This window comes from Natronorubrum aibiense (assembly GCF_009392895.1).
Lineage (GTDB): Archaea > Halobacteriota > Halobacteria > Halobacteriales > Natrialbaceae > Natronorubrum > Natronorubrum aibiense.
In genome coordinates this window covers 1-22,529 of record NZ_CP045491.1, presented here as the reverse complement: position 1 = coordinate 22,529, position 22,529 = coordinate 1, and the positions used below count along the sequence as shown (strand labels likewise).

20 protein-coding genes are annotated in these 22,529 nt (G+C 60.5%); 6 read left to right on the top strand and 14 right to left on the bottom strand.

Annotation, left to right across the window (positions count from 1 at the left end):
* The 4 genes from GCU68_RS20235 to GCU68_RS20220 all read right to left on the bottom strand — a co-directional run bounded on the left by GCU68_RS20235 (position 1) and on the right by GCU68_RS20220 (position 3,834).
* A complete protein-coding gene (locus GCU68_RS20235; protein WP_152944453.1) occupies positions 1 to 1,677 on the bottom strand; it encodes a sodium:solute symporter family protein in 1,677 nt (558 codons plus the stop codon).
* Positions 1,664 to 1,966, bottom strand: a complete 303-nt coding sequence (locus GCU68_RS20230) for a hypothetical protein (protein ID WP_152944452.1) — start codon at positions 1,964 to 1,966, stop codon at positions 1,664 to 1,666. Before GCU68_RS20230 ends, GCU68_RS20235 begins: the two co-directional genes overlap by 14 nt.
* Before the next feature lie 213 nt (positions 1,967 to 2,179).
* Complete coding sequence (locus GCU68_RS20225) at positions 2,180 to 2,869, bottom strand: haloacid dehalogenase type II (protein WP_152944451.1); 690 nt, start codon at positions 2,867 to 2,869, stop codon at positions 2,180 to 2,182.
* A gap of 80 nt (positions 2,870 to 2,949) precedes the next feature.
* Entirely contained in the window at positions 2,950 to 3,834 is an 885-nt protein-coding gene (locus GCU68_RS20220) for a halocarboxylic acid dehydrogenase DehI family protein (protein ID WP_152944450.1), read from the bottom strand.
* 182 nt (positions 3,835 to 4,016) lie between these two features.
* On the opposite strand from GCU68_RS20220, the gene GCU68_RS20215 reads away from it, so the two are divergent.
* Positions 4,017 to 5,651: an acyl-CoA synthetase gene (locus GCU68_RS20215; protein ID WP_152944449.1), complete on the top strand. Its 1,635-nt coding sequence runs from the start codon at positions 4,017 to 4,019 to the stop codon at positions 5,649 to 5,651.
* Positions 5,652 to 5,834: 183 nt separating this feature from the next.
* Here the strand turns inward: GCU68_RS20215 and GCU68_RS20210 are convergent, their stop codons facing one another.
* Genes GCU68_RS20210 through GCU68_RS20200 form a run of 3 tightly spaced genes read right to left on the bottom strand, consistent with a single transcriptional unit; the run spans position 5,835 to position 7,814 of the window.
* Positions 5,835 to 6,257 (bottom strand): acyl-CoA thioesterase, encoded by a 423-nt coding sequence (locus GCU68_RS20210; RefSeq protein WP_152944448.1) that lies wholly within the window; start codon positions 6,255 to 6,257, stop codon positions 5,835 to 5,837.
* Positions 6,258 to 6,261: 4 nt separating this feature from the next.
* Positions 6,262 to 6,648, bottom strand: a complete 387-nt coding sequence (locus tag GCU68_RS20205; RefSeq protein WP_152944447.1) for a Zn-ribbon domain-containing OB-fold protein — start codon at positions 6,646 to 6,648, stop codon at positions 6,262 to 6,264.
* Positions 6,645 to 7,814: a thiolase C-terminal domain-containing protein gene (locus GCU68_RS20200; RefSeq protein WP_152944446.1), complete on the bottom strand. Its 1,170-nt coding sequence runs from the start codon at positions 7,812 to 7,814 to the stop codon at positions 6,645 to 6,647. The genes GCU68_RS20205 and GCU68_RS20200 overlap by 4 nt, the downstream gene beginning before the upstream one ends.
* A gap of 129 nt (positions 7,815 to 7,943) precedes the next feature.
* On the opposite strand from GCU68_RS20200, the gene GCU68_RS20195 reads away from it, so the two are divergent.
* Positions 7,944 to 8,801 (top strand): 3-hydroxyacyl-CoA dehydrogenase family protein, encoded by an 858-nt coding sequence (locus GCU68_RS20195; RefSeq protein WP_152944445.1) that lies wholly within the window; start codon positions 7,944 to 7,946, stop codon positions 8,799 to 8,801.
* Positions 8,802 to 8,851: 50 nt separating this feature from the next.
* Here GCU68_RS20195 and GCU68_RS20190 read toward each other — a convergent pair whose 3' ends face one another.
* A complete protein-coding gene (locus GCU68_RS20190; protein ID WP_152944444.1) occupies positions 8,852 to 9,976 on the bottom strand; it encodes an acyl-CoA dehydrogenase family protein in 1,125 nt (374 codons plus the stop codon).
* 90 nt (positions 9,977 to 10,066) lie between these two features.
* On the opposite strand from GCU68_RS20190, the gene GCU68_RS20185 reads away from it, so the two are divergent.
* The 3 genes from GCU68_RS20185 (at position 10,067) to GCU68_RS20175 (ending at position 13,569) form a co-directional block, all read left to right on the top strand.
* Positions 10,067 to 11,626, top strand: a complete 1,560-nt coding sequence (locus GCU68_RS20185) for an acyl CoA:acetate/3-ketoacid CoA transferase (RefSeq protein WP_152944443.1) — start codon at positions 10,067 to 10,069, stop codon at positions 11,624 to 11,626.
* Positions 11,627 to 11,724: 98 nt separating this feature from the next.
* The gene (locus GCU68_RS20180) at positions 11,725 to 12,513 is read left to right on the top strand and encodes an enoyl-CoA hydratase/isomerase family protein (RefSeq protein WP_152944442.1); all 789 of its coding nucleotides are present in this window, start codon (positions 11,725 to 11,727) and stop codon (positions 12,511 to 12,513) included.
* Between the two features lie 72 nt (positions 12,514 to 12,585).
* Positions 12,586 to 13,569, top strand: a complete 984-nt coding sequence (locus GCU68_RS20175) for an LLM class flavin-dependent oxidoreductase (protein WP_152944441.1) — start codon at positions 12,586 to 12,588, stop codon at positions 13,567 to 13,569.
* Positions 13,570 to 13,607: 38 nt separating this feature from the next.
* Here GCU68_RS20175 and GCU68_RS20170 read toward each other — a convergent pair whose 3' ends face one another.
* The 4 genes from GCU68_RS20170 to GCU68_RS20155 form a co-directional block, all read right to left on the bottom strand.
* Positions 13,608 to 14,360, bottom strand: coding sequence for an IclR family transcriptional regulator (locus GCU68_RS20170; protein ID WP_152944440.1), 753 nt, complete (start codon positions 14,358 to 14,360; stop codon positions 13,608 to 13,610).
* 656 nt (positions 14,361 to 15,016) lie between these two features.
* Positions 15,017 to 16,975: an archaea-specific SMC-related protein gene (locus GCU68_RS20165; protein WP_152944439.1), complete on the bottom strand. Its 1,959-nt coding sequence runs from the start codon at positions 16,973 to 16,975 to the stop codon at positions 15,017 to 15,019.
* Between the two features lie 114 nt (positions 16,976 to 17,089).
* A complete protein-coding gene (gene rdfA / locus GCU68_RS20160; protein ID WP_152944438.1) occupies positions 17,090 to 17,713 on the bottom strand; it encodes a rod-determining factor RdfA in 624 nt (207 codons plus the stop codon).
* Positions 17,714 to 18,281: 568 nt separating this feature from the next.
* On the bottom strand, positions 18,282 to 19,157 hold the full coding sequence (locus GCU68_RS20155) for a hypothetical protein (protein ID WP_152944437.1): 876 nt from the start codon (positions 19,155 to 19,157) through the stop codon (positions 18,282 to 18,284).
* Positions 19,158 to 19,228: 71 nt separating this feature from the next.
* On the opposite strand from GCU68_RS20155, the gene GCU68_RS20150 reads away from it, so the two are divergent.
* Positions 19,229 to 21,157, top strand: coding sequence for a DEAD/DEAH box helicase (locus GCU68_RS20150; protein WP_193565111.1), 1,929 nt, complete (start codon positions 19,229 to 19,231; stop codon positions 21,155 to 21,157).
* An 8-nt stretch (positions 21,158 to 21,165) separates the two neighbouring features.
* Here the strand turns inward: GCU68_RS20150 and GCU68_RS20145 are convergent, their stop codons facing one another.
* Positions 21,166 to 21,603: a hypothetical protein gene (locus GCU68_RS20145; RefSeq protein ID WP_152944436.1), complete on the bottom strand. Its 438-nt coding sequence runs from the start codon at positions 21,601 to 21,603 to the stop codon at positions 21,166 to 21,168.
* Positions 21,596 to 22,429, bottom strand: a complete 834-nt coding sequence (locus GCU68_RS20140) for a ParA family protein (protein ID WP_152944435.1) — start codon at positions 22,427 to 22,429, stop codon at positions 21,596 to 21,598. The genes GCU68_RS20145 and GCU68_RS20140 overlap by 8 nt, the downstream gene beginning before the upstream one ends.
* Positions 22,430 to 22,529: the final 100 nt, after the last annotated feature.

Here is a 22,529-nt window from a genome sequence, read left to right as displayed (position 1 = left end):
CTACCAGGGTTGTATGCCCCACCAGAGGATCGGCAGCATCAACACAGCGAGGACGATCAGCGGCGTCGCGCTGGTAAAGCGGTCGACGTCGTCGTCAGGGTAGCCGTGCATTTCGTTGATCAGGTTGCGGTTCGATTCCGGATCGACGTTCAGCGAGCCGACGCGTTCCGCAATCAGTGAGACGACGACGAACGTCAGGATCGACAGCGGGAACGCGATCATGATCGCGTCGATACCGAGCTGTGCCGTGAGTCCCTCGGCTCCGGCACCGATGCTGCCGAACGCGTGCGGCGAGAGTACGAGGACGGTCAGAAAGCCGACGGCACTCGAGGCGAGTGCACCGTATCGGTTCACGCGGGCGGACCAGACGCCGAGGACGATCACGGGGGTGATCGCTGCGGCACTGATGGCGAACGCCCAGAGGATACTGACGACGAGGAACGCCGGCGGACTGAGTGCGATCAGGGCAACGATCAGTCCGGACGCGATGACGGCGGCGTAGCCGAACTGTGTCTTGCGATCTTCGGTGACCTCGAGTTCGAAAGCTTCGATGACGTCGTTTGCGACCGCGGCGCTGATCGCGAGCATGTGACCGCTGACGGTCGAGAGTCCGCCCGCGATTGCACCGGCGACGACGTAGCCGGTGATCGAATCACCGTTGAACGCGAAGTTCAGGTAGAAGATCATTTTGTCGAAGTCGGCTTCGGCGACTTCGAACCCTTCTTGCCCGAGCCAGTAGACGCCGGCGAACGCGACGGAGTAGATCGTCGCGAACATCAGGCCCGTCACGAGGACGAACCAGAAGACGGTTTTCCGCCCGGCTTCGACGCTGCGGCTGGTAAAGATCCGCTGGGCGAGGTGGGGCATCCCGATCGGCCCCAGCGCCATCGCCAGAAACATCGCGAAGTACCACCGCGTATCGAACGTCATGTCGAAGAAGCCGGGATTCGTCTGTTGCATTTCCGGCACGAGGTCACCGTAACCAAGCGGTGGGAAGTACCAACCGGACGAACCGAGTTGATTCAGAACGAACATCATCGGGATGAACGCGGCGGTGAGCATGATCCAGAACTGCAGGGCGGAGTTGTACGACACACCCCACATCCCGGCGATCACGACGTATCCGGTAACCAACACGGCGATGACGAACAGTGAGAGCGTGTAGTCCCACCCGAACAGAATCTCGGCGACCTGTGCCAGCCCGATGAACTGACCGAGGGCGTACATCAACATGACGAACACGATGAGCAGCGCCATCACGACTGACATCGTGTTGCCGTAGCGATCCTTACAGAACGTCGCCGGCGTGTACGAGCCGAGTCGGCGTAGCGTCTGGCCGTACAGAATGACGATCAGTGGGATCGACAGCAGGAAGTTAGTCCACACTGCCAGGAACGGAATCTGGACTTGGACCATCAGTGCGACGACACCCATGAACGTCGCTAAACTTTCCCAGGTAGCTGAGACCGCAGACCCGTTGACGAATGGGCCGATGGTCCGTCCAGCGACCATGTAGTCGTCGCTGCCCTGGATGTTGCTTTTCATGTAGTAACTGATCCCGTAGAACACGAGAAACATCACGACGATGATCCCGATCGGGATCACGAGGTCGGTGAACGTCTCCTGAAACGGGTACTCCCCCGTTTGCTGGAGTGCCAGCGGCTCAATCATCGTCATCACCCGCTTTTGCGCCGATATCGTCAGGTGCTCCAACGCCACCTGCAGACGCCTTCAGCTGCCGTTTCTCTTCCATAATGGACGACGTGATGTACTGGTAGTACACCCAGTACAGGACGAACATCGCCACTGGCCCACCCGCCACTAACCAAAAGTAGTGGAACGGGAACCCCAACACGGTCAAATCGGGGGTCCCGAACATCGTGAACCAGATCCCCGCGTGTATGACACCAATGAGTGCTACCGCTGCAGTCAATGATGCCAGCGCTTCCTTGGTATGAGTCTGCATACACTACTCTCCGTCATATTGCAAGTATTAAATTGTTATGTATGTCGAATTATGGTTCGCGACTACTTGAATACGGCGGTGTGAATACGTCATTCCCGCCGAGACCAATAATTTAAAGAATATTTATTATAAAATCATTGACGATTGCGCAGTACGTGCAGAATGACGGATACTGCTTGCTCGGAAGACGATCGTAACGAGACGTGAGCGACGCTATACGCCGAGTTCGACTGCTAACTCGTCGAACGTTTTGATCGTCAGATTCGGCTCGTCCGCGAACGGATCCCAGATACCACCCGTTCGATTGATCCAGACCCCCTGCATGCCCGCGTGCATCGCCCCCTGCACGTCGAAGGTCGGCCCAGCGACATGGGCGATCGACTCGATCGGCGTCCCCGTTCGTGCCGCCGCGTGTCGATAGATCTCGCTATCGGGTTTGAACGTCCGAATCTCGTCCGCACTGATCGTGCCCGACAGTACTGACTCGAGATCAGCCGTCTCGACCATCGACTCGAGCATGTCTGGATTGCCGTTCGAGACCACGAAGACGTCGTACCCGGCGTCGGCTATCGCTGCGAGTCCGCTGCGGACGTCCTCGAACGGATCGAGATCGTGGTACGAAGCGAGGATTTCCTCGATCGTCTCCGAGTCGAGGTCGACGCCGTGGCCTGCGAGCGCAACTCGTAGCGCATCGCGGTTCATGTCGTAAAACGGTTGGTAGCTGTCGGTGAAGTTACTCACCATCGTGTACATCAGTGAGCGACTACGCCACTGGTTGGATACCGACTGGACGTGTTCGTCGTCGACGTGTGTCTCGAGTGTTCGTTCAACGGCAGCCGGATCGACGAGGGTCCCATACGAGTCGACGGTGATCGTTTCGACGGCGGTTGGATCGAATGACATACGAGCATTGTTCGCTCGCACTGGCAATATACTATGGGTGAATTTCACACGGCTGCGACGAAATATGAACCTCCGCTCGCTTACTCGAGCGAGCGGCTGCCGACGGCGTCGACCGTCGTTGCGTACACCGGCAGCGCTGGGATGACGGTCTCGATCACACCCTGATTGAACTCCCTGAACAGATCCTGAAGTTCGTCGATCGCCGATTCGTCGAGGCCCTGCTGTGCGAGCGCGTCGGGGCCGAGTTGTGGCGTGTAAGCGAGTGAGTCCACGTACTCGGTGACGACTGCGCGACCGTCATCGACCGCCGTCGAGAACCCGTCACTGCGGAGCACCGGTTCGAGATCGTTCCACATCGGGAGTAAATATCCGGGCCACTGGGCAACTGTCCGGTAGATACTCGGCAGGCCGTCCTCGAGACCGTGAAACGACTGGATCCCGTCGACAACGTCGGCCAGTTCCGCCGGCGACTCGTCGAACGCGACCATCGTCGGCGGCCGCCCTCGATCGGCATCGAGCCAGGCGGGCAACGGTGCGGTCGCTGCTCGAGTTCGATCGGGCTCAGTGCCGATCGGTTTCTCGGACAGCGCTCTGTCGACGAGTTCGAAGAGGACGGCGAGGCGCGGGGCGACGATATCGTACGTCTCGAGTTGGCCGCGAAGTTCACCGTATTCGGACGGGGATACTTCGAGTTCGTCACAGCGATAGGTCGGAATCGATGTGTCCGCCGAAACCGCCGAGAGAACGGTATCGCGATACGTAACCGAAAACTGGCCGAAGCGAGCGGTCTCGAACGCCGGTTTCACCTGCCCCCATGCGTACCGAACGAACTCGGGGTAGTTCGCGATCGTCGTTCGGAAGATCCAGTTGACGATCGGCGCGCGGAACGTCCGTTTGACGTCGTCATACAGCCCTCGCTTCCAGCCCGTGGCCTCGAGTTCGTAGAGTTGCTTGCTCGTGTCCATACTCGAGTAGTGGTGTATACACTGTTAAGAGTTCCCACGAGGCATTCGACTCTACCTAAAACCGAGACTCGCTATCGGTGGCAAATCGGCTGATTCCGGACCCAACGGATATATCCGTTGACACCGGTACGAACGCTGGAAGCAGCAAAACATTAAAGCAGGCATGGTATGATTGGTCGAGTATGGGTGTGGATTACGATACCATAGTCGAGGAGTTCGAATGGAATATTCCGGAATCGTATACGGTCACGTCGACCGTCGCCGACCACGCGGCGTCGTTCGGCGACCGAGTCGCCGTTCACTTTCTGAGCGACGACGGCCATCGGGAGGAACGAACCTACGCCGACCTTCGCGACGGGATGAACCAATTTGCAAACGGCCTCGAGGAACTGGGTGTCGGCAAGGGCGACCGGACCATGCACTTGCTCCCGCGGCATCCAGACACGTTCGTGATCCAGCTCGGTGCACTCGCGACTGGCTCGTTGTTGGTCCCGTGTTCGTCGATGCTGCGAGCAAAAGATATCGAGTTCCGTGCGAACGACTGTAACGCGACGACAATCGTCGTCCACGAGTCGCTCACCGACATGGTCGAACCCGTACTCGAGGAGACGCCACTCGAGCGCGTGATCGTTCTCGAGGGTGACGAGGACGCGCTCGACGACGATCGTTGGACGACGTTCCAGTCGGTGATGGACGGGCAGTCGACCGACTACGATGGTCCTGATCTCGCGGCCGAGGACCCGATGTCGATCAATTATACCAGCGGAACGACCGGTCAGCCGAAGCCAGTCCTACACAAACACCGCTGGCAGTACTGCTTCAATCAGATCAACGCGCCGTACTGGTGGGGCGTCGACGAAGACACCGATCTCGAGGAGGAACTGCTGTGGGCGACGACCGGCACCGGCTGGGCCAAGTGGTTCTGGAGTCCGATCGGTGTCGGACTGACGACGGGCGCGACGCAGTTGATCTACGATGGCGACTTCGAACCGGAGACGTTCCTCCAGATCCTCGAGGACGAAGGCGTCACGAAACTCTGTGCGGTCCCGACCCAGTACCGGATGTTCGCGAACGCCGACCTCGACGACTACGACGTCCAGTTGAACGACACGCTGTCGGCGGGCGAACCACTCAACCGCGAGCCGATCGAGCGCATTCAGGACGCGTGGGGCGTCACGCCACGCGACGGCTACGGCCAGACCGAGACGGTCGCACTCGTGACGAACTACCCGGGCATCGACGTCAAGACCGGCAGCATGGGGAAACCAACCCCCGGCGTCGGGGCGACGATCATCGAGGTCGACGAGGAAGAAGAGGTTGAAACCGGCGAGATCGGCGAGATCGCGGTGCCGGTCGACTCCCCAGCGATCTTCGACGGCTACTACGAAAAACCGGAACTCGACGAGCAGAAACTCTCGGGTGAGTACTACCGTACCGGTGACTTGGCCTCTCAGGACGAAGACGGCTACTTCTTCTTCGAAGGCCGCGCCGACGACATCATCATCTCCTCCGGATACCGCATCGGCCCATTCGAAGTCGAAGACGCACTCGTCAGCCACGACGCCGTCGCCGAGGCAGCCGCCGTCGACAGCCCACACGACGAACGTGGCAGCGTCGTCAAAACCTACGTCATCCTCGCCGAGGGCTACGAGGGCAGCGACGACCTCAAGGTCGAACTGCAGGAGTTCATGAAAGAGGAGACGGCTCCGTACAAATACCCCCGCCGGATCGAGTTCGTCGACGAACTCCCCAAGACCTCGAGTGGCAAGATCCGCCGCGTCGAGCTTCGCCAGCAGGAGCAAGAAAAACACAGCTAGATGATCGGTCAGCCACCAACTGTAGACACTCGTTTCGGTCGGTAATCGGACCGTTCACGAATCGACGGCTCTTTTCGGACGTCTCTCATGGCTCCCCGACGATGTCGCTACTCGAGGAGTATTCCTCTCGGTGTGTTCGAAAAGTGCCCACGGACGCGGGGACGCGAGGGCGTGAAGCCGGTCTTAGTTCGCTGCGTCACCGCGTTCTCGGATACACTCGCGCATGTCGTCGGGCAACGGCGTCGCCTCGAACGTCTCGTCGACGAAGACGAACGACACCTCGCCGTCGGCGACGCGTTCGTCGGTCGACGGTCGCACGATGGTAAACGCCACCGTCAGCGACGACGTACCGCTGTCGACGACGGTCGTCTCGAGGAGCGCGGTGTCGCCAGCCCGAAGCGGCGAGTGAAACGACGCCGACGCCTCGACTGCGGGGAGGAGATACCCATCTTTCCGGTACGATTCCATCGGATGCTCGCCGTCAGTGGCCTGACTGAAGTAGTCGTTCAGCCCGACGATCACGAAATGAAAGAACCGTGGATAGTAGATGAGCCCGCCGGCGTCGGTATCACCCCAGTCGATGGTGATCGGTGTCGTGTGTGACATCGAACTAGCTGTGTCGGTCAAACGTGATCGTCCGATCGCCAGTGGTTTCGGCTGTGTCGACGGTGACGGTGACTTCCTGCCCGATTTCGACGTCGTTCGGATCGACGTCTCGAAGGATACCGGTCAGTTTGGCCTGTCCGAACGTCGCGATCGCCGTGACGTACGGCGCATCGTCTTCGAACTGCGGCGTTGGAACGGCGACAGTCGTGTGGGTGACGATCGAACCCGTTTCAGGCAGTTCCACCCGCTCTAACTCTCGGTCACCGCAGTGTGGACAGACACGTCGGGGTGGGACCAGCGCGTGACCATCCGCACACTCGTAGTAGTAGCCGTCGCTGGCCTCGAGTGCGTCGAGGAACGCGTCGTAGCACCCATCCTGTGTGTCCGTCATCGTGTCACCTCCAGAACGTGCACGGCTGCACTGGCAACCGTCCCACCCGCGTTGTGTGCGAGGCCGACGGTGACATCCTCGCTGACGGCATCGGCTCGTGGATGAATGCCGGTAAGCAGATTGCTGACGGCTGCGACCTGTGCTGCGCCGGTTGCGCCGACGGGGTGACCCTTCGCTTTGAGTCCACCCGAGAGGTTCACTGGGAGGTCGCCGTCGCGGCGCGTCTCGCCGCGTCGGGCCGCGCCGATCCCTTCCCCGTAGCTGTAGAGGCCGAGGCCTTCGAGGGCGAGCACTTCGGCGATCGTAAAGCAGTCGTGGACTTCGACGAAGCCGACGTCGTCAGGGCTGATTCCCGCGTCGTCGTAGGCCTCCTCGGCAGCGTCGCGTGTCGCTGGGGCCGTTGCGAGCGACTGGCGATCCTGCAGAGCCATTGTATCGCCGCCGTGGCCCGAGCCCGTGATCGCAACGCCACTGTCGAGACCGTGTTCCTCGGCGTAGGAGGGCGACAGCAAGACGAGTGCGGCTGCGCCGTCACTGATCGGACAGGCGTCGTACAGCGTGAGCGGGGCCGCGATTTCTGGTGACTCGAGGACGTCGTCGACGGTGATCTCCTCTTGGAGGTGGGCGTGGTCGTTGACGAGTGCGTTGTCGTGATTCTTGACGGCAATGTGAGCGAGATCTTCACGATCGCCGCCGAACTCGTCGAAGTACGCTCGTGCCATCAACGCGTACGCTGCGGGGAACGTGACGCCGGATCGAATCTCGAAGAGATCGTCGGCGGCACGGGCCAATCCGTCGGTCGCTCCAGCAGTTCCCATGTTGCTCATCCGTTCCATTCCACCCGCGACGACGACATCTGCCTCGCCGCTTCGGACCGCACGGACTGCATCTCGAATCGCGAGGCCACTCGAGGCACACGCGCTTTCGACCCGCCTAGACGGGGCGGTCGTACCCAGTGCTTCGGCTGCCAGCGGTCCCTGATGGCCCTGATTTTCCGCAAGCGTCCCGATGAAGTTGCCGTAAAACACCTCGTCGATGTCCTCAGGGCCAAGCCCGGCATCGTCGAGCGCAGCGAGCCCGGCTTCTGCAAACATATCTCTCCCTCTCCGATCGGGGAACGTTCCGAACGCAGTCATCCCTGTTCCGGCGACGAATGCCTTCGACATTATCTACCACGCTACAGTTGGGCAGACAGGACTATATGTGTATCGAACGGCTCGCGACAGCCAGCGGGACCGACAGTGAGATCTGTCGAGTCGGCACACTTATTGGCTTGCTCGGAACAGACACTGGTGATGGACGTAGAGACGATCAACCGCGTCGGCGTTATCGGCGCGGGAACGATGGGTAGTGGTATCGCACAGGTCGCCGCCACACACGGCTACGATGTCGTGATGCGCGACATCGAACAGGAGTTCGTCGAGAACGGCTTCGAGACGATCGACGACAGTCTGGGTCGACTCGTCTCGAACGAGACGCTCACCGAAGACGAGGCCGCAGCTGTTCGCGACCGAATCACCGGCACGACCGAACTCGAGGACCTCGCGGACTGTGACCTCGTCGTTGAGGCAGCGCTCGAGGATCTCGATATCAAACGCGATATCTTCGGCGACCTCGACGAAATCGCAGCCGACGACGCCGTGCTCGCGACGAACACGAGCACGCTTTCGATCACGTCGATTGCCGCAGCGACGGAGCGACCGGAGTCGGTCGTCGGACTGCACTTCATGAACCCCGTGCCGGTGATGCCAGGTGTCGAGATTGTCGTTGGCGAACAGACCGACCCCGAACTCGTCGATGTCGCCCACGAGTTCGCCGAGGATTTGGAGAAGACGACTTGGGAGTCGGACGACAAGCCCGGCTTCGTCACGAACCGCATTCTCATGCCTTGGATCAACGAGGGGATTCGCGCGTTCGACGAAGGCGTCGCGACGAAAGAGGACATCGACGCGGGGATGGAACTCGGGACGAACGTGCCGATGGGGCCGCTGACGCTCGCCGACCACATCGGTCTCGATATCTGTCTGCACGCCACGGAAACGCTTCACGAGGAACTCGGCGATCGGTACAAACCGGCCTACCTCCTCAAGCGGAAAGTCGAGGCGGGCGAACTCGGTAAAAAGACGGGTTCGGGCTTCTACGAGTACGACTGAACTGGGTTTACTCGACCCAACGACGATCCCAGTGGGCATTCAGTCCGCCCCTACTGTTTGAGGTGGCGGGCGATGATCTTTTTCTGGATCTCGGACGTTCCTTCGTAGATCGTCGTGATCTTGGCGTCGCGGTAGTAGCGCTCGACGTCGAAGTCTTTGGTGTAGCCGTAGCCGCCGTGGATCTGGACGGCCTCGTTCGCTACGTCGACGGCCGTCTCGCTGGCGAAGTACTTCGCCATCGCCGCGGCCTTCGCTGCGACGCCATCCTCGTTTTTCCGCGCAGCATCACGAGTCAGCAGGCGCGCTGCCTGGACGTCTGTCTGCATGTCGGCGAGTTTCTGGCTGATCGCCTGGTGTTCGATGATCGGTTGGCCAAACTGCTCGCGTTCGTTCGCGTACTGGACCGAGTCGTCGAGGGCAGCCTGTGCGACGCCGACCGCCTGACTCGCGATCGCCACGCGGCCGCCAGTCAGGATCGAGAACGCGGCTTTGAGTCCGCGACCGACCTCAGTCAGGCGGTTTTCGGCCGGAATTCGGACATCGTCGAAGATGAGCGTCGTCGTGTCGCTCGCTCGGAGGCCGAGTTTGTCCTCTTTCTTGCCGACCTCGAGGCCTTCGACGTCTTTCGGCACGAGGAACTGGGTGACGGTGTCGGGGTCGTCGCGATCGGTCTTGGCGAACAGGATGACGACGCCTGCACGCTCACCGTTCGTGATCCACTGTTTCTTGCCGTTGATGACGTACTCGTCGCCCTCGAGTCGGGCTTCGGTCGACATCTCAGCAGGGTTCGAGCCGGCGTCGGGTTCTGAGAGGGCGAACGCACCGACGGGTCGGCCACGGGCCATCTCCGGCAGCCACTCTTCTTTGTGCGCTTCGGAGCCGAACTGGCGGATACACGACGTCGCGAGACAGTGGACCGACAGCGCCGTCGCGACGGCGAGGTGGCCGTAGGCGAGTTCCTCGTTGATGATGCTGTAGGTGAGTTCGTCGACGTCGAGACCGCCGTACTCCTCGGGCACCGTCATGCCGGTAAAGTCCAGTTCCGCGAGCCCATCCCAGACGTCTTCCGGGAATTTCTGCTTTTCGTCGGCATCGTGAACGTCGGCACCGACCTCGTTTTCGACGAACTCCTGCACCGTATCTTGGATGAGCTGCTGTTCGTGGGTAAGCTCCATACCTCGGTATTTGCGAGTGGGCTACTAAAGGGTGCGATCCGTCGGCGAATAGATACATAGAAATGGGCGCTCGCCCGGAGGGTAGTACGTATGACAGTCATCCAGTCACGGGAGACGGCAGTCGAGCTGATCGATGACGGCGACACCGTCGGCATCGGCGGCTTCGTGGCCGTTGGCATTCCCGAATATCTCCTCGAGGGACTCGGCGAGCGCTACGCGGAGACGGGCACACCGGGCGATCTCACATTGTATCACCCGGCTGCAGAGGGCGACCGACAGGGGAACGGCGTCTCCCATCTCGTTCAGGACGGCATGATCGAGCGGACGATCGCTAGCCACTGGGGATTCACGCCCGATCTGATGGAGCGGATCGTCGAGGAGGACGTCGAGGCGTACAACCTGCCGTTCGGTGCGATGGATCACATGCTCCGGGATACGGCGGCGGGTAAACCCGGCACGATCACGAACGTCGGCCTCGGGACCTTCGTCGACCCGCGACAGGACGGGGCGAAGGCCAACGACAGTACGACCGAGGACATCGTCGACGTCGTGACACTCGACGGCGAAGAGTACCTGTTCTATCGGTCGGTCCCCATCGACGTCGCGATTATTCGGGGAACGACCGCCGACGAGAACGGCAACATCACGATGGAACGGGAGGCCCTCGAGTCGAACGTGCTGGCGATGGCACAGGCGGCCCACAACTCCGGTGGCACCGTGATCGCGCAGGTCGAGCGCGTCACCGAGACGGGGACGCTCGATCCGCGGTCGGTCGCCGTTCCGGGCGTGCTCGTCGATGCAGTCGTCGAGGCTCCGGCGTCACACCACCCGCAGACGTACGCCGAAGCGTACAACCCCGCCTACAGCGGCGAAATCAAACCACCCGCGAGCAACTCGCCAGATGACGCACCGCTGTCGGCGAAGAAGATCATCGCCCGACGGGCCGCGATGGAGCTCTCGAGCGATGCGGTCATCAACCTCGGCGTCGGGGTCCCCGAACTCATCCCCGCCGTGGCAGCGGAAGGCGGCATCGACGACGAGATCACTCAGACTGTCGAGTCCGGCCCCGTCGGCGGCTCCGCCTCGGGCGGGATCAGCTTCGGAACCGCGACCGGCCACGAGGCGCTCGTCGCCTCCACCCAGCAGTTCGACTTTTACGACGGCGGCGGCCTCGACTTCGGCTTCCTGGGAATGGCCCAAGTCGATCCCGCGGGCAACATCAACGTGAGCCGCTTCGGCTCGCAACTGCCCGGCTGTGGCGGCTTCATCAACATCACGCAAAACGCCGAGACGGTCGTCTTCTGTGGGACGCTGACGACCAAGGGCCTCGAGATCGACGTCGGCGACGGAGAACTCGCGATCGAACGCGAGGGTGCTCAGCCGAAGTTCCTCGAGTCCGTCGAACAGATCACCTTCAGCGGCGAGTACGCTCGCGAGATCGACCAGCCAGTTCGGTACGTCACCGAACGCGCGGTCTTCGACCTTCGCGAGGACGGGCTTACGCTCGTCGAGGTCGCACCCGGCATCGACCTCGAGGAAGACGTCCTCGACCAACTCGAGTGTACGCCCGCGATTGCAGATGACGTTGCTGAGATGCATCCGGACCTCTTCCGGACGGAGCCGCTCGATCTGACTGAATACGTCGACTGATCACGGCCCGCGATACCGCCTGTCTTCTTTTGTGGCCGCCACGGGCAGGGTCAGAGATCAGTATCGTTAACATCTCTCGAGAGTAATCGACGATCGATATGGCTGCGTACGAAAACCTGTCCGTCGACCACGACGACGGCGTCGCAACGGTAACGCTCGACAGCACGGCCGGTCGGAACGCACTCTCCCTCGAGATGGCGAACGAACTGGTGTCGGTCGCCACGACGCTTGGCGACGATCCGGACACCCGGTGTATCGTCCTAACCCACGAGGGGAACTTCTTCGGCTCCGGAGCCGACCTCTCTCAGCTCACGGGCGACGCCGCCGACGCCCCACACCTCCGGGAACTGGCCGGCCGCGCCCACGAAGCAATCTCCCAGTTCCACCGGACGAAGACACCCGTCGTCGGGGGAATCAACGGCATCGCGGCCGGTATCGGCTTCAGCCTCGCGCTGTTGCCTGATCTGGTCGTCCTCGGCGAAGACGCGACGCTGAAGTTCGCCTATCCCGGGATCGGATTGACTGGCGACGGCGGCGCGACCTTCTTCCTGCCGCGACTCGTCGGGCTCCGAAAAGCGAAAGAAATCGTCCTCCGCGACGAGGCGATCGCACCGGACGACGCCGTCGAGATGGGGCTCGCGACGGAGGTCGCACCCGCCGACGAGTTCGACGAGCGACTCGAGTCACTCGCTTCGGAACTCGCGGCTGGACCGACACACGCACTCGGCACGGCGACCCAACTGCTGACCGACAGCTACGAACGCGGCCTCGAGGGCCAACTCGCTGCTGAAGCCGACGCCATTGCCGGCGCATCCAAGACGGAAGACTACGAGCGTGGCCTCGAGGCATTCTTCGGTGACGGCGATCCCGAGTTCGTCGGCCGATAGCGAGCGACCATCGAGTTTCCAATCCTCATATTCGCAGAATGATTTATCACGACAAATCCCAAACGTGGTGGTATGCACCTCGGCCTGGTAATCCCACGAACTGGCGCACACGACCCGACCGATCTCGCAATCGACGCGGAACAACAGGGGTATGACTCCGTCTGGATGGGGGAGCTCTGGGGAACGAGTTCCGTCGTCAAACTCGCAGAGATCGCAGCGTCGACGGACGAGGTCGAACTCGGGACGGCCATCGTAAACGTGTTTTCGCGGACACCGGCCGTACTCGCGATGACCGCAGCGACGCTCGATCAGGTCTCGGATGGCCGCGCGTCGTTCGGCGTCGGAACGAGTACGCCGACGGCCGTCGAAAACATCCACGGTATGGAGTTCGAACGACCGGTTCGTCGCTCCCACGAGACGATCGAGATCATTACGAAAATTCTGCGCGACGACGAGCCAGTCGACTACGACGGCGAACTGCTCGGCGTCAACGGCGTTCCACCAATCAATGCGGATGTTCCGATCTATCACGCAGCGCTCGGGCCAGCCAACCGACGCGTCGTCGGGCGACTCTGTGACGGCTGGATGCCCCACAATATCCCGTTTTCCGAACTCGAGAACGCCTTCGAGGTCGTCGAACGAACAGCCCGCGAAGCCGACCGCGATCCCGACGAGATCACGATCGCGCCCTACGTTCCGGCGGCGGTCAGCGACGACGCTGAAGAAGCCTACGATGCCGTTCGCGGCCACATCGCCTACTACGTCGGAAGTGGTAAAGGCTATCAGAACGCGGTTTCGACGCTGTTCCCCGATGAAGCCGAACGCGTCGCCGAAGCGTGGCAAGCGGGTAACCGCGGAGAGGCCACCGGTCTCGTCACGGACGAGATGGTCCACGAACTCGGCGTCGCGGGGACACCCGAAGACGCGCGCGAGCAACTCAGGGAACTAATCGCCGAAACGGCGATGGACCGCCCACTGGTGACGATTCCGGAGCAGGCCGCCGACGAACTGGCCACGGAAACGATCGACGCACTCGCACCGGTTTCGGAGGCGTAATCGGCTTCGAAAGCCGACATCGAACCCAACTGAGTCGGCTACACGTAATCCAAATTTACCTGGGTGACGTTCGCGGCCCGCTGGATGACGTCCGCGATCTCCTCGCGCCGTGTTTCGTCGATCCGGCTCTGTGGCCCACAGACACAGATCGACCCGCGAATCCGATCGCTCTTATCGAGAATCGGCGCTGCGATACAGACCATGCCGGCGATACGTTCCCCTTCGTCGATCGCGTATCCCTGCTGGCGAATCGACTCGAGTTGCTCGAAGAGCACGTCGGGATCGGTGATCGTTTGTGAGGTGACCGCAACGAGACCCTGCCGGTCGATGATCTCGTCGACGCGGTCATCAGTCATGTGCGCAAGCATCGCCTTTCCGGGTGCAGTCGCGTGAAGGGGCATTCTGGCACCCGGGTACGCGAACAGGTTAACGGCATCCGGCCCTTCCTGAACCGCGAGGATCACCGCCTGATCGTCTTCTTCGATCAGTAGAGTTGCATGTTCGCCAGTTTCCGATGCAACGTCCTCGAGTTCATCACGGACCGCTTTGAAGACCTCTAACCGATGTCGCTGGCGGTGGCCGACCTCGAGAAACCGCGTCGTCGTTCGGTACTCCGTGTCGTGTACCGTTACGTATCCTGTCGCGACGAGCGCCTGTAAATAATCGTGAACCGTACTGACGGGCATATCGAGCCGTTCTGCGAGCTCTGAAACGCCCCCACTGCCGTTTTCGGCGAGTTCGTCGATGAGTTTGAACGCCCGTTCGACCGACCGGTTTGATGTCCCTCCCATGAATCGAGACACAACTGCCAGATATAGAAGGCTTTCGGCTATGCCGGAAATATTTCCGGATTGACTTCGAGACGACGACACGTTTTGACATTCCGTTTTCGAGACTGAATCTCAGTGATCGGCTGAAAATAAGCGTTCTATACCCGAAATACGTGATTTTGTAAGTAGGCAATGAATGTTAACAACCGACTAGCAGTCTAAAATCGTTCCGGAAGAGCCGAATCACCTTCAGGTGATTATATTGTTTTAATACAATATTATTCAGGAAGTACACGACTGCAGTAAAACGTGGAAAACGGTGCCGTTTATAATTCATCCCCCAAACTGCCGATACGACCGTTGCTCACGATTGGTTACTCCAGTCGAGATTTGATAGTACGCGGCGAAAACAGTTTCCGGTACTATCGAAAACCCTTTTCAGCAGCTAGCTCTGGTGTATATTCAGAATAACCGTGTTAGATACCACAAAATCAGTTTTCGGTTTCGGATTGTTTTTCGGTATAATCGAAAATGGGTTTTGGAGCTTCAATAGGGCCATTTTCGTCCATTTTGGGCGATATTCAATTCGAACACACCGGCGCTTGCAGCATCCTCTTACAACCATACTCGTGTAATCCTACGCTCGCCGAAAAAATCGGTCTCGTCAGCGTCGCCGGCTAGATATCCGTGATCACGCCGTGGCCGCCCTCGACCGCCTGTGCGTCCTCTTCTAACAGCGCGACGATGAGATATGGCACGTACGATTCGAAGTACTCGACGAGCGCTGCAATCCGCTCGGAATCGATCGCCTCGAGCGAGTCCAACAGCATGAACGGAACCGTCTCGTAAACATCGTGAACGAGATATCCGGCGAGCGCGAACACGAGTCCGGTCACTTCTCGTTCGCTCTCACTCAGGTGGTCGATCGTGTCCTCGTAGGCCGCCCCATCGTCGGTACTTCGGACGATCTTGAGGTCGAACGACGACTTCGAGACCTTCCGACGGCCTTCACGAGCCTCGCGCGTGGTTCGATCGATCCAGATCCGCTCGAGATTTTCGTATCGAAGCGTCTCGAGTAAGTTTTCCATGTGTTCGTTGAACGCGTCGACCGCATCCGCTTCGATCTGATCGATCCGGGTACGAAGCGTCGTCAGTTCGTCAGTCACGTCCTCACGGCGAGCTTCGAGCGTTTCGCGTTCGTCGAGGCGGGATTCGATCTCGGAGATTTCGTCTTCGATTTCGTCGCGCTCGCGCTCTTTGCGCTCGAGTTTGAACTCTAACTGGTTGACTTCTTTATGCTGATCGAGCACGCCGCTTTGCTCTTCAGTCTCGAGGGCATCGATTTCGGCTTCGAGAGCGTCGATTTCCTCGGTGAGTTGCTCGCGCTCTTCGGTCAACTCTTCGATTCGCTCGCTTCGCCGGTCGATCTCGTCCTCGATCGACTCGAGTCGCCGCTGAGTCTGTTGATACTCGGTACGGTTCTCGTTGATCGTCGACAGCGTCTCCCGCCGGTCGTTAAGTTCGGCGCTGATCTCGGAGCGTTCCTCGAGGCGCTCTTGTCGCGCGGTTCGAAGCTGTTCGACCGTCGTCTCGATCTGCTCTCGAGCGACCGACGAGCCACAGGTCCAGCACGTGACTGTCTCCGAGTCGTCGAGTAACTGGTCCGTCAGTGGCCCATCGTTGGTCTCAGTTTCGTCCTCGAGGAACGACTCCGGCTCGTCAAGGAGTTGTTCGTTGAACTGGATCGTGCTCTGGAGTTGAGAGATTTCCTCGGAGAGATCCGCTTTCTCGGCCTGTAGCGTCTCGATTTCGGCTTCGAGTCGACCAATTTCGGTTTCATCACCCGTCGAAAGCGACTCGAGTGTGTCCCGGACCTGGTCCCGTTCGTCCTCGAGTGCCTCGATGCTCGCCCGTTCGGTCTCGATTCGCTCACGGGTACGTTCGATCTCGGATCGCGTCGTCCGAACCTCGTCGAGTTTGGTTTCGAGTTCGGACTGTTCTTCCCGCCGTTCTTCGACGTTGACGTTCGTTTCGTCGAGTTTCGCCCGTGCTTCCTCGAGGTCCACTTCTAACGTCTCGATTTCGTCGGTCACTCGTTTCCGTTTTGCCTCGAGGTCGGGAAGCCGCCCCTCGAGATCGTCCAGTTGTGCGAGCTGGTCGTCCAGTTCGCGCTTTCGCTGCTCGTACTGTTCGATCTCCGAACGAATAGCAGCGGTGTCGACCGGCCGCATAATCAACTCACGGAGGTCGTCGCCACGGGCGACGGCCCGTCGCGCCTCGTTGGACTCGAGCAAAAACGCAAACAGATCGGCCAGTTCCGGGTCGTCGAGGTACGGCTCGCCGTCAGTCGTGATCGTACCGTTTCGACGCTGCAACGTCCGTCGGTAGGTCTCGTCACCGAACTCGAGCATGGCGCTCCCTTCAGTTGCATCGGCTTTGAGACTCACCTGATTGCTGCCGAGTGCAGCCATAATCGCCTGCAACAACGAGGTTCGATTCGTCGCGTTGCGACCCGAGAGAACAGTCACGCCCTGTTGAAACGAGACTGCCGTTTCGTCGATACCGCCGATATTGTCGACCACGAGTGTTGCTTCTTCAGGGACGTCCCGTTTTTTCGTGTCTAAACGATGTTCCATACCACGGTGTTTCGGCTCCTGACAGATAGGTATTACCACTCCCGTTTCAGGGCAAGCCACTGTGCAGCCGATCGGTCGGTCGCCAACTCGGTATTACGCTGGCATGGGTCTGGGTTAGTAGCAGTTACAGGACCGTTCATCGAGCAACTCCCTGACGGTAAACTCTTGGAAACACTCCTCACACGTCACCGTGATCGAGACAGTAACACTGTGTTCACCGATATCGATGATCCCGTTCCGGTCGAGTTGTGTGACAGTATCGTCGGTGACCGCAGCCGTTCGATTCTGGAGTGCACCGAGCTTCTCTGCGCTTTTTTCGAGTCGCTCTTCGTCACTCGGTGTCTCGAGTGAGGTCTCGAGGCAGTCCGTCAGATGATTGTAGACCGTCTGGTGGGAAACGAAATCCGATTCGACTTGCTCGATCGGCACGCCGTCGCGCTCGAGTTCAGTTCGTGTCTGTACCCGTGTCCCGCTGCTGACATCCTCGTCAGTGAGCAATCGGTACGTGTTTTCGACTTCTCCCTCCTTGACAGAGACGCCGGCCGTCTCGAGAGCGGACTCAAGGACTCGCTGATTGACGTACGTGGCAAGTTCTCGAGTGCTGTACTGTTCGGCCGTTTCCCCCGTCCAGTAGGCAATGAGATCGTCGTCGAGAGTCGAGAGGTCGTATGTATCGGCGATCCGACCGATTTTACAACACGGCTTCTCCGACTCCGAATCGTGGTTGTTCTCAGTCACAGGTTCGTGTACTGTTTCGTACACAAAAAGCACTTCGAAGCGAGCATTTACCCGAAACGTATCCCACAACTGTTTACAGAGATACTTGTGTAAACCATAACGTATTTGATCGAATATCTCTCATGGTAAATATCAAATTTATATAGTAATAATAGATCTGATGTTGAGGGCTGATATATAACGTATTGATCGGAGAACACTAATATAAAGTGCTCCCGAACAGACGCTCATTGAAATTGGTATCACACCACATACAGCAATCAACAAAAATGGTTGGTAACACCAGAACTGGCCTCAGATCGGCAGTTAGCTGTGAGTGACTGAGCGTATCAAAGACTATCAGTTACACTATAATTATCGATATCTCTTCTAAGGTTGATATATATATCTGACCACCATGTGTATGTCAAACATGCTCATAGATTGAGTCGACGACGGTATAAGCGACTATAGAAACAACCAAACCGAGTTACACATCGATCGCACAGCTACCGTCCGGTCAGTGCAGTGACCTCAGTGGCACCGACACCAAACGTCGAAAGCGTTCGATTCGACAAGTCCTGAACAATCACCCCGACGACGTGTCCTCGGGTGGCAAATCAACTGTCGGGTCACGCAGTGACCGGGAACACAAGTGGCGTAGTGTTTCGGGCGTGGCAAGTACGTACACTGTGTCACCTGTCCGTACTGTTTCAGTAGCTGCTGGGCGCGCGATCACGTCCTCATCGCGTTCGATTGCAAGCACAGTTCCTGGAATCCACTCGACGAATTCTCCCTTGAGGGGCCCATCTGCGACGACAGTCGTCACGGTCACCGTTTCGTCCGCGAATCGGATCGCGGAGACGAGTTCGGTAGCATCCGACGCCGACGCCGGCTGGACAGTGAGTCGGTACGTTTTCCCGTGTGTGAACGCAGTGGCGTCGTCCTCGTCGACGACCAGTGTCGCCACTGTCTCCGAACTCGCGCGAAGCGTTCCCGTCGCAACGAGCTGACTCGAGTCTGCATCGGCCGTCCAGACCTCGACCGGATCGCCAGTGCTGACGACCGGCGGATACGCGGCCCGAATCGAAACGGCAACACGATCGGGCGGGAGCGTCGCACTGAGACCAGTCTGTTGCTCACCGACTGCCAGCGACGCAACTGAGCCATCGGCAGCGAACTCGGGTGCGACGTATCCGAGATCGAAATCGTCCTCGAGTCGCCGTCGAAGCCGCGTTCGACGCTCAGCCGGCGAAAGTGTCCGTGCCAAAAGTACCGTTCGACCTTCGGGTCGCTGTTTGATGTCGTCACCGACGGGACGATATCCGTCTGCATCGTCGATCGTCTCCGGCAGCGTCAGGGCGACTGCCTGTCCAGCCGAACGGAGTCGATCTGCGACCGGGCCGGAGGCGTCCACGGCTACAGTATCGAAGACACCGCATGCGAGGTGATCGCCGAGCGCCACCTGGGTAGAGACGACGGTGGTGGCGCTCGGTGAACGAAATCGGTTTACCCACACCGCCGTTAGACCGGCCAGTGACTGACGAACGCTCCCCAGATGCGCCCGACATCGACCACCAGCCGATCGGCGGAAACGCCGACGACGAGCCGCCAGCGGACGATCTCGAGGGTGAACAGGAACCGAAAGAATTGTCACTCGCCGAGTTCCACGACGCGTGCCAGCAGGCAGGACGTCCTGTGCTCACCGCCGCGTCCGTCGCACAGGCTCTTGGGCACCCTCACGAGGCGACCAGCGAGGCGCTGGCGGAGCTTGCAGAGCGCGGCGACGTCGAGCGCCTGTCCGTCGAAACCGATCCCGTCGTCTGGTATCCCAGCGAACTCGAGGACCTGACCGACCGGGAGCGCGTGGTCGTCTTTCCGAAACGGCGCGAGATCATCGTCGACCGACCGGAGCAGTTCACGCGGGCCCAACTCTCGCAGTTCGCCCACCTTGCGGACGGCAATGGAGAGGACGGCTACCGGTACGTCGTCCGCCCGGAGGACATCTGGCAGGCGCCCCACGACAGTTTTGAAGGTCTGGCCCGGAGGATGCGACAGGCGCTGGGCCAGCGCTCGAATGCGCTCGAGGAGTGGGTCAAGAGCCAATGGGATCGCGCCCATCAGTTCCGACTAGCGACCCACGAGGACGGCTACACGGTGCTCGAGGCCAAAACGCCCGAAGTGATGGGGAACGTCGCCCGACAGAAACTCGACGAGGAACACGTCCACGCGCCGATCTCCGAGACCGAAGACTGGGTGCGGGAAGGGTCGGAAGCAGCGATCAAGCGCATCCTCTACGAAGCGGGCTACCCGGTTCAGGACCACCGGGACCTCGAGGCCGGCGAGTCGCTCTCGATCGACCTCGAGGTACGCCTGCGGGACTACCAGCAAACGTGGGTCGACCGCTTCGCCGAGGCCGGAGAGGGTGTGTTCGTCGGCCCGCCGGGCAGTGGGAAGACGATCGCGGCGATGGGTGCGATGGCCCACGTCGGCGGGGAAACGCTCGTGCTCGTCCCGAGTCGGGATCTCGCGCGCCAGTGGGCCGAGTCGATCGCGGAGCACACCTCCCTCGAGCCCCATCAGATCGGGCAGTACCACGGGGGCCGAAAGGAGGTCCGCCCGGTCACGATCGCGACCTACCAGATCGCCGGGATGGACCGCCATCGGTCGCTGTTCGACGACCGCGAGTGGGGGCTGGTCGTCTTCGACGAGTGCCAGCACGTCCCCTCGGACGTCTACCGGCGGAGTACGCATCTGCAGTCTCGTCATCGACTCGGGCTCTCCGCCAGCCCGATCCGGGAGGACGACCGCCAGACCGAGATCTTTACGCTCGTCGGCCCACCCATCGGCACCGACTGGGAGGCGCTGTTCGAGGCCGGCTTCGTCGCCGAACCGGAACTCGAGATCCGCTACGTCCCGTGGGGTGACGACGAGCAACGAAACGCCTACGTCTCCGCCGAGGGCCGCGAAAAGTACCGGATCGCCGCGAAAAACCGAGGGAAGGTCGACGACGTCCGATATCTGCTCTCGGCCCATCCCGACTCGAAAGCGATCGTCTTCGTCGACTACCTCGAGCAGGGCCGCGACCTCGCAGCCGCACTCGACGTACCCTTCCTCAGCGGAGAGACGCCACACCACGAGCGACGCCGGTTGCTCGAGGAGTTCCGACGAAACGAGCGCGACCTGCTGGTCATCTCTCGTGTCGGCGACGAGGGGATCGACCTGCCGACGGCTGATCTCGCGATCATCGCCTCGGGACTCGGCGGCTCGCGACGGCAGGGAACCCAGCGAGCCGGCCGAACGATGCGGCCGGCCGGCGGCGCGCTCGTGTACGTGCTCGCGACCTACGGCACGCGTGAGGAGGATTTCGCTCGGAAACAGCTCCAGCATCTCGGTCGCAAGGGGATGACGATCCGCGAGCAGACGGTCGAGAGGACCGACGGAAGCGACAGCAGCGACGAGTAACGCGGGGGCTACTCCTCTCGGGCCTCGAGCAGTTCCTCGATCAAGCCGTCGGTATCGGCGGCTGCGAGCCGGAAGACCGCGTCGTAGAACTCCCGACCGGTCAGGTCGCGGACGTCGTGGTCGGTTCGCAACTGGGCGTCGACCAGCGCCCGCGCGTCCTCCAGCGCGTCGATCGTTTCGGGACGGACGTACACCGTCTTCTTTTCCGTCGCGTCGAACGGAAACGCGGTGGGGTCGTCGGCGTCGGTCGATTCGCCGTCGGCGCTGTCGGCGGACGGTTCATCGTCGGTCGCCGTTTCGTCCGCGGCGGAATCGTACTCGACCGTCGTCGCACTCGAGTCGCCGTCGACCGATTCAGCATCGCTCGTCGACTCGTCAGCGGAATCGTCGGAATCGTCCTCGTCAACGGCCTCGCTGAGCCCGGCAAACCGGTTCTCCTCAGGCATCGTCGACACCTCCGCGTTCGACGATCGCCGCCAGTTCGTCGAGTCGCTCGAGCATGTCGTTGTCCGGGTCGTACGCCGCGAGCGGGACGCCCTCGCGCCACGCCCGTTTGAACGCGATCCGCTCGCGGAGGCCGGGACCGGGTGAATCGGGATCGTCGAAGTGTGCTGACCGGGCGAACGACGGGAGCAGGTCGCCGAACTGGGAATCCTCGAGATCGCCGATGATCCGCTTTTCCTCGTTGTCGCCGGAGAGTGAGTTCGGGACGATCGCGAGAATGTCGAGATCGATCTCCTTTCGGATCGGGCCGATCTGTTGGGTGTACATGCGCTCGAAGCCGCTGACGCTTGGTTCGCTCATCCGCAGCGGGACGATGACGTTCTGAGTCGAGATCAGCGAGGCATCTGCGAGCGGGCCGAGGTTCGGCGGCGAGTCGACGACGACGTAGTCGTACTCGTCGCCCAACACTGGGTCGACGATCTCGTTTCTGATCCACAACTCACCGAAGGTCGCGCTTCGAATGCTGTTTTCGACACTATCTAAGTCCTCGTGGGCCGGCAACACGTCGAAGGCGTCGGTCGAACGGATCACGTCGTCGAGGGTCGTCTCCGAGCTGTCTTCCAAGACGTCGCCGAGGTGGACGTCGCTCGTGTAGGCCTCGCTCAGCCCGACACCTTCGGTGGCGTTGCCCTGCTGATCTAAGTCGGCGAGCAAGACGTCGTTGTCTCGGTTGGCGAGTCGTTCAGCGAGATTGATCGCGAGAGTCGTTTTGCCGACGCCGCCTTTCTGCAGGGCGACGCTGACGGCGCGTGGGGTCTGTGTCGTCATTCGTAAGAACACCTCAGTCGCCACAGCAGTCGCGTGGACGGTGCCAACCGTTCGGACATCGAACACCGTTCTTGAGGTCGAGACAGTTGGCACTGTGTAG

What these genes read in the sequence shown, in the direction of transcription:
- GCU68_RS20235 (WP_152944453.1), bottom strand. Translation starts at nt 1,677, where the DNA reads ATGACGATGATTGAGCCGCTGGCACTCCAGCAAACGGGGGAGTACCCG.
- GCU68_RS20230 (WP_152944452.1), bottom strand. Translation starts at nt 1,966, where the DNA reads ATGCAGACTCATACCAAGGAAGCGCTGGCATCATTGACTGCAGCGGTA.
- GCU68_RS20225 (WP_152944451.1), bottom strand. Translation starts at nt 2,869, where the DNA reads ATGTCATTCGATCCAACCGCCGTCGAAACGATCACCGTCGACTCGTAT.
- GCU68_RS20220 (WP_152944450.1), bottom strand. Translation starts at nt 3,834, where the DNA reads ATGGACACGAGCAAGCAACTCTACGAACTCGAGGCCACGGGCTGGAAG.
- GCU68_RS20215 (WP_152944449.1), top strand. Translation starts at nt 4,017, where the DNA reads ATGGGTGTGGATTACGATACCATAGTCGAGGAGTTCGAATGGAATATT.
- GCU68_RS20210 (WP_152944448.1), bottom strand. Translation starts at nt 6,257, where the DNA reads ATGTCACACACGACACCGATCACCATCGACTGGGGTGATACCGACGCC.
- GCU68_RS20205 (WP_152944447.1), bottom strand. Translation starts at nt 6,648, where the DNA reads ATGACGGACACACAGGATGGGTGCTACGACGCGTTCCTCGACGCACTC.
- GCU68_RS20200 (WP_152944446.1), bottom strand. Translation starts at nt 7,814, where the DNA reads ATGTCGAAGGCATTCGTCGCCGGAACAGGGATGACTGCGTTCGGAACG.
- GCU68_RS20195 (WP_152944445.1), top strand. Translation starts at nt 7,944, where the DNA reads ATGGACGTAGAGACGATCAACCGCGTCGGCGTTATCGGCGCGGGAACG.
- GCU68_RS20190 (WP_152944444.1), bottom strand. Translation starts at nt 9,976, where the DNA reads ATGGAGCTTACCCACGAACAGCAGCTCATCCAAGATACGGTGCAGGAG.
- GCU68_RS20185 (WP_152944443.1), top strand. Translation starts at nt 10,067, where the DNA reads ATGACAGTCATCCAGTCACGGGAGACGGCAGTCGAGCTGATCGATGAC.
- GCU68_RS20180 (WP_152944442.1), top strand. Translation starts at nt 11,725, where the DNA reads ATGGCTGCGTACGAAAACCTGTCCGTCGACCACGACGACGGCGTCGCA.
- GCU68_RS20175 (WP_152944441.1), top strand. Translation starts at nt 12,586, where the DNA reads ATGCACCTCGGCCTGGTAATCCCACGAACTGGCGCACACGACCCGACC.
- GCU68_RS20170 (WP_152944440.1), bottom strand. Translation starts at nt 14,360, where the DNA reads ATGGGAGGGACATCAAACCGGTCGGTCGAACGGGCGTTCAAACTCATC.
- GCU68_RS20165 (WP_152944439.1), bottom strand. Translation starts at nt 16,975, where the DNA reads ATGGAACATCGTTTAGACACGAAAAAACGGGACGTCCCTGAAGAAGCA.
- GCU68_RS20145 (WP_152944436.1), bottom strand. Translation starts at nt 21,603, where the DNA reads ATGCCTGAGGAGAACCGGTTTGCCGGGCTCAGCGAGGCCGTTGACGAG.
- GCU68_RS20140 (WP_152944435.1), bottom strand. Translation starts at nt 22,429, where the DNA reads ATGACGACACAGACCCCACGCGCCGTCAGCGTCGCCCTGCAGAAAGGC.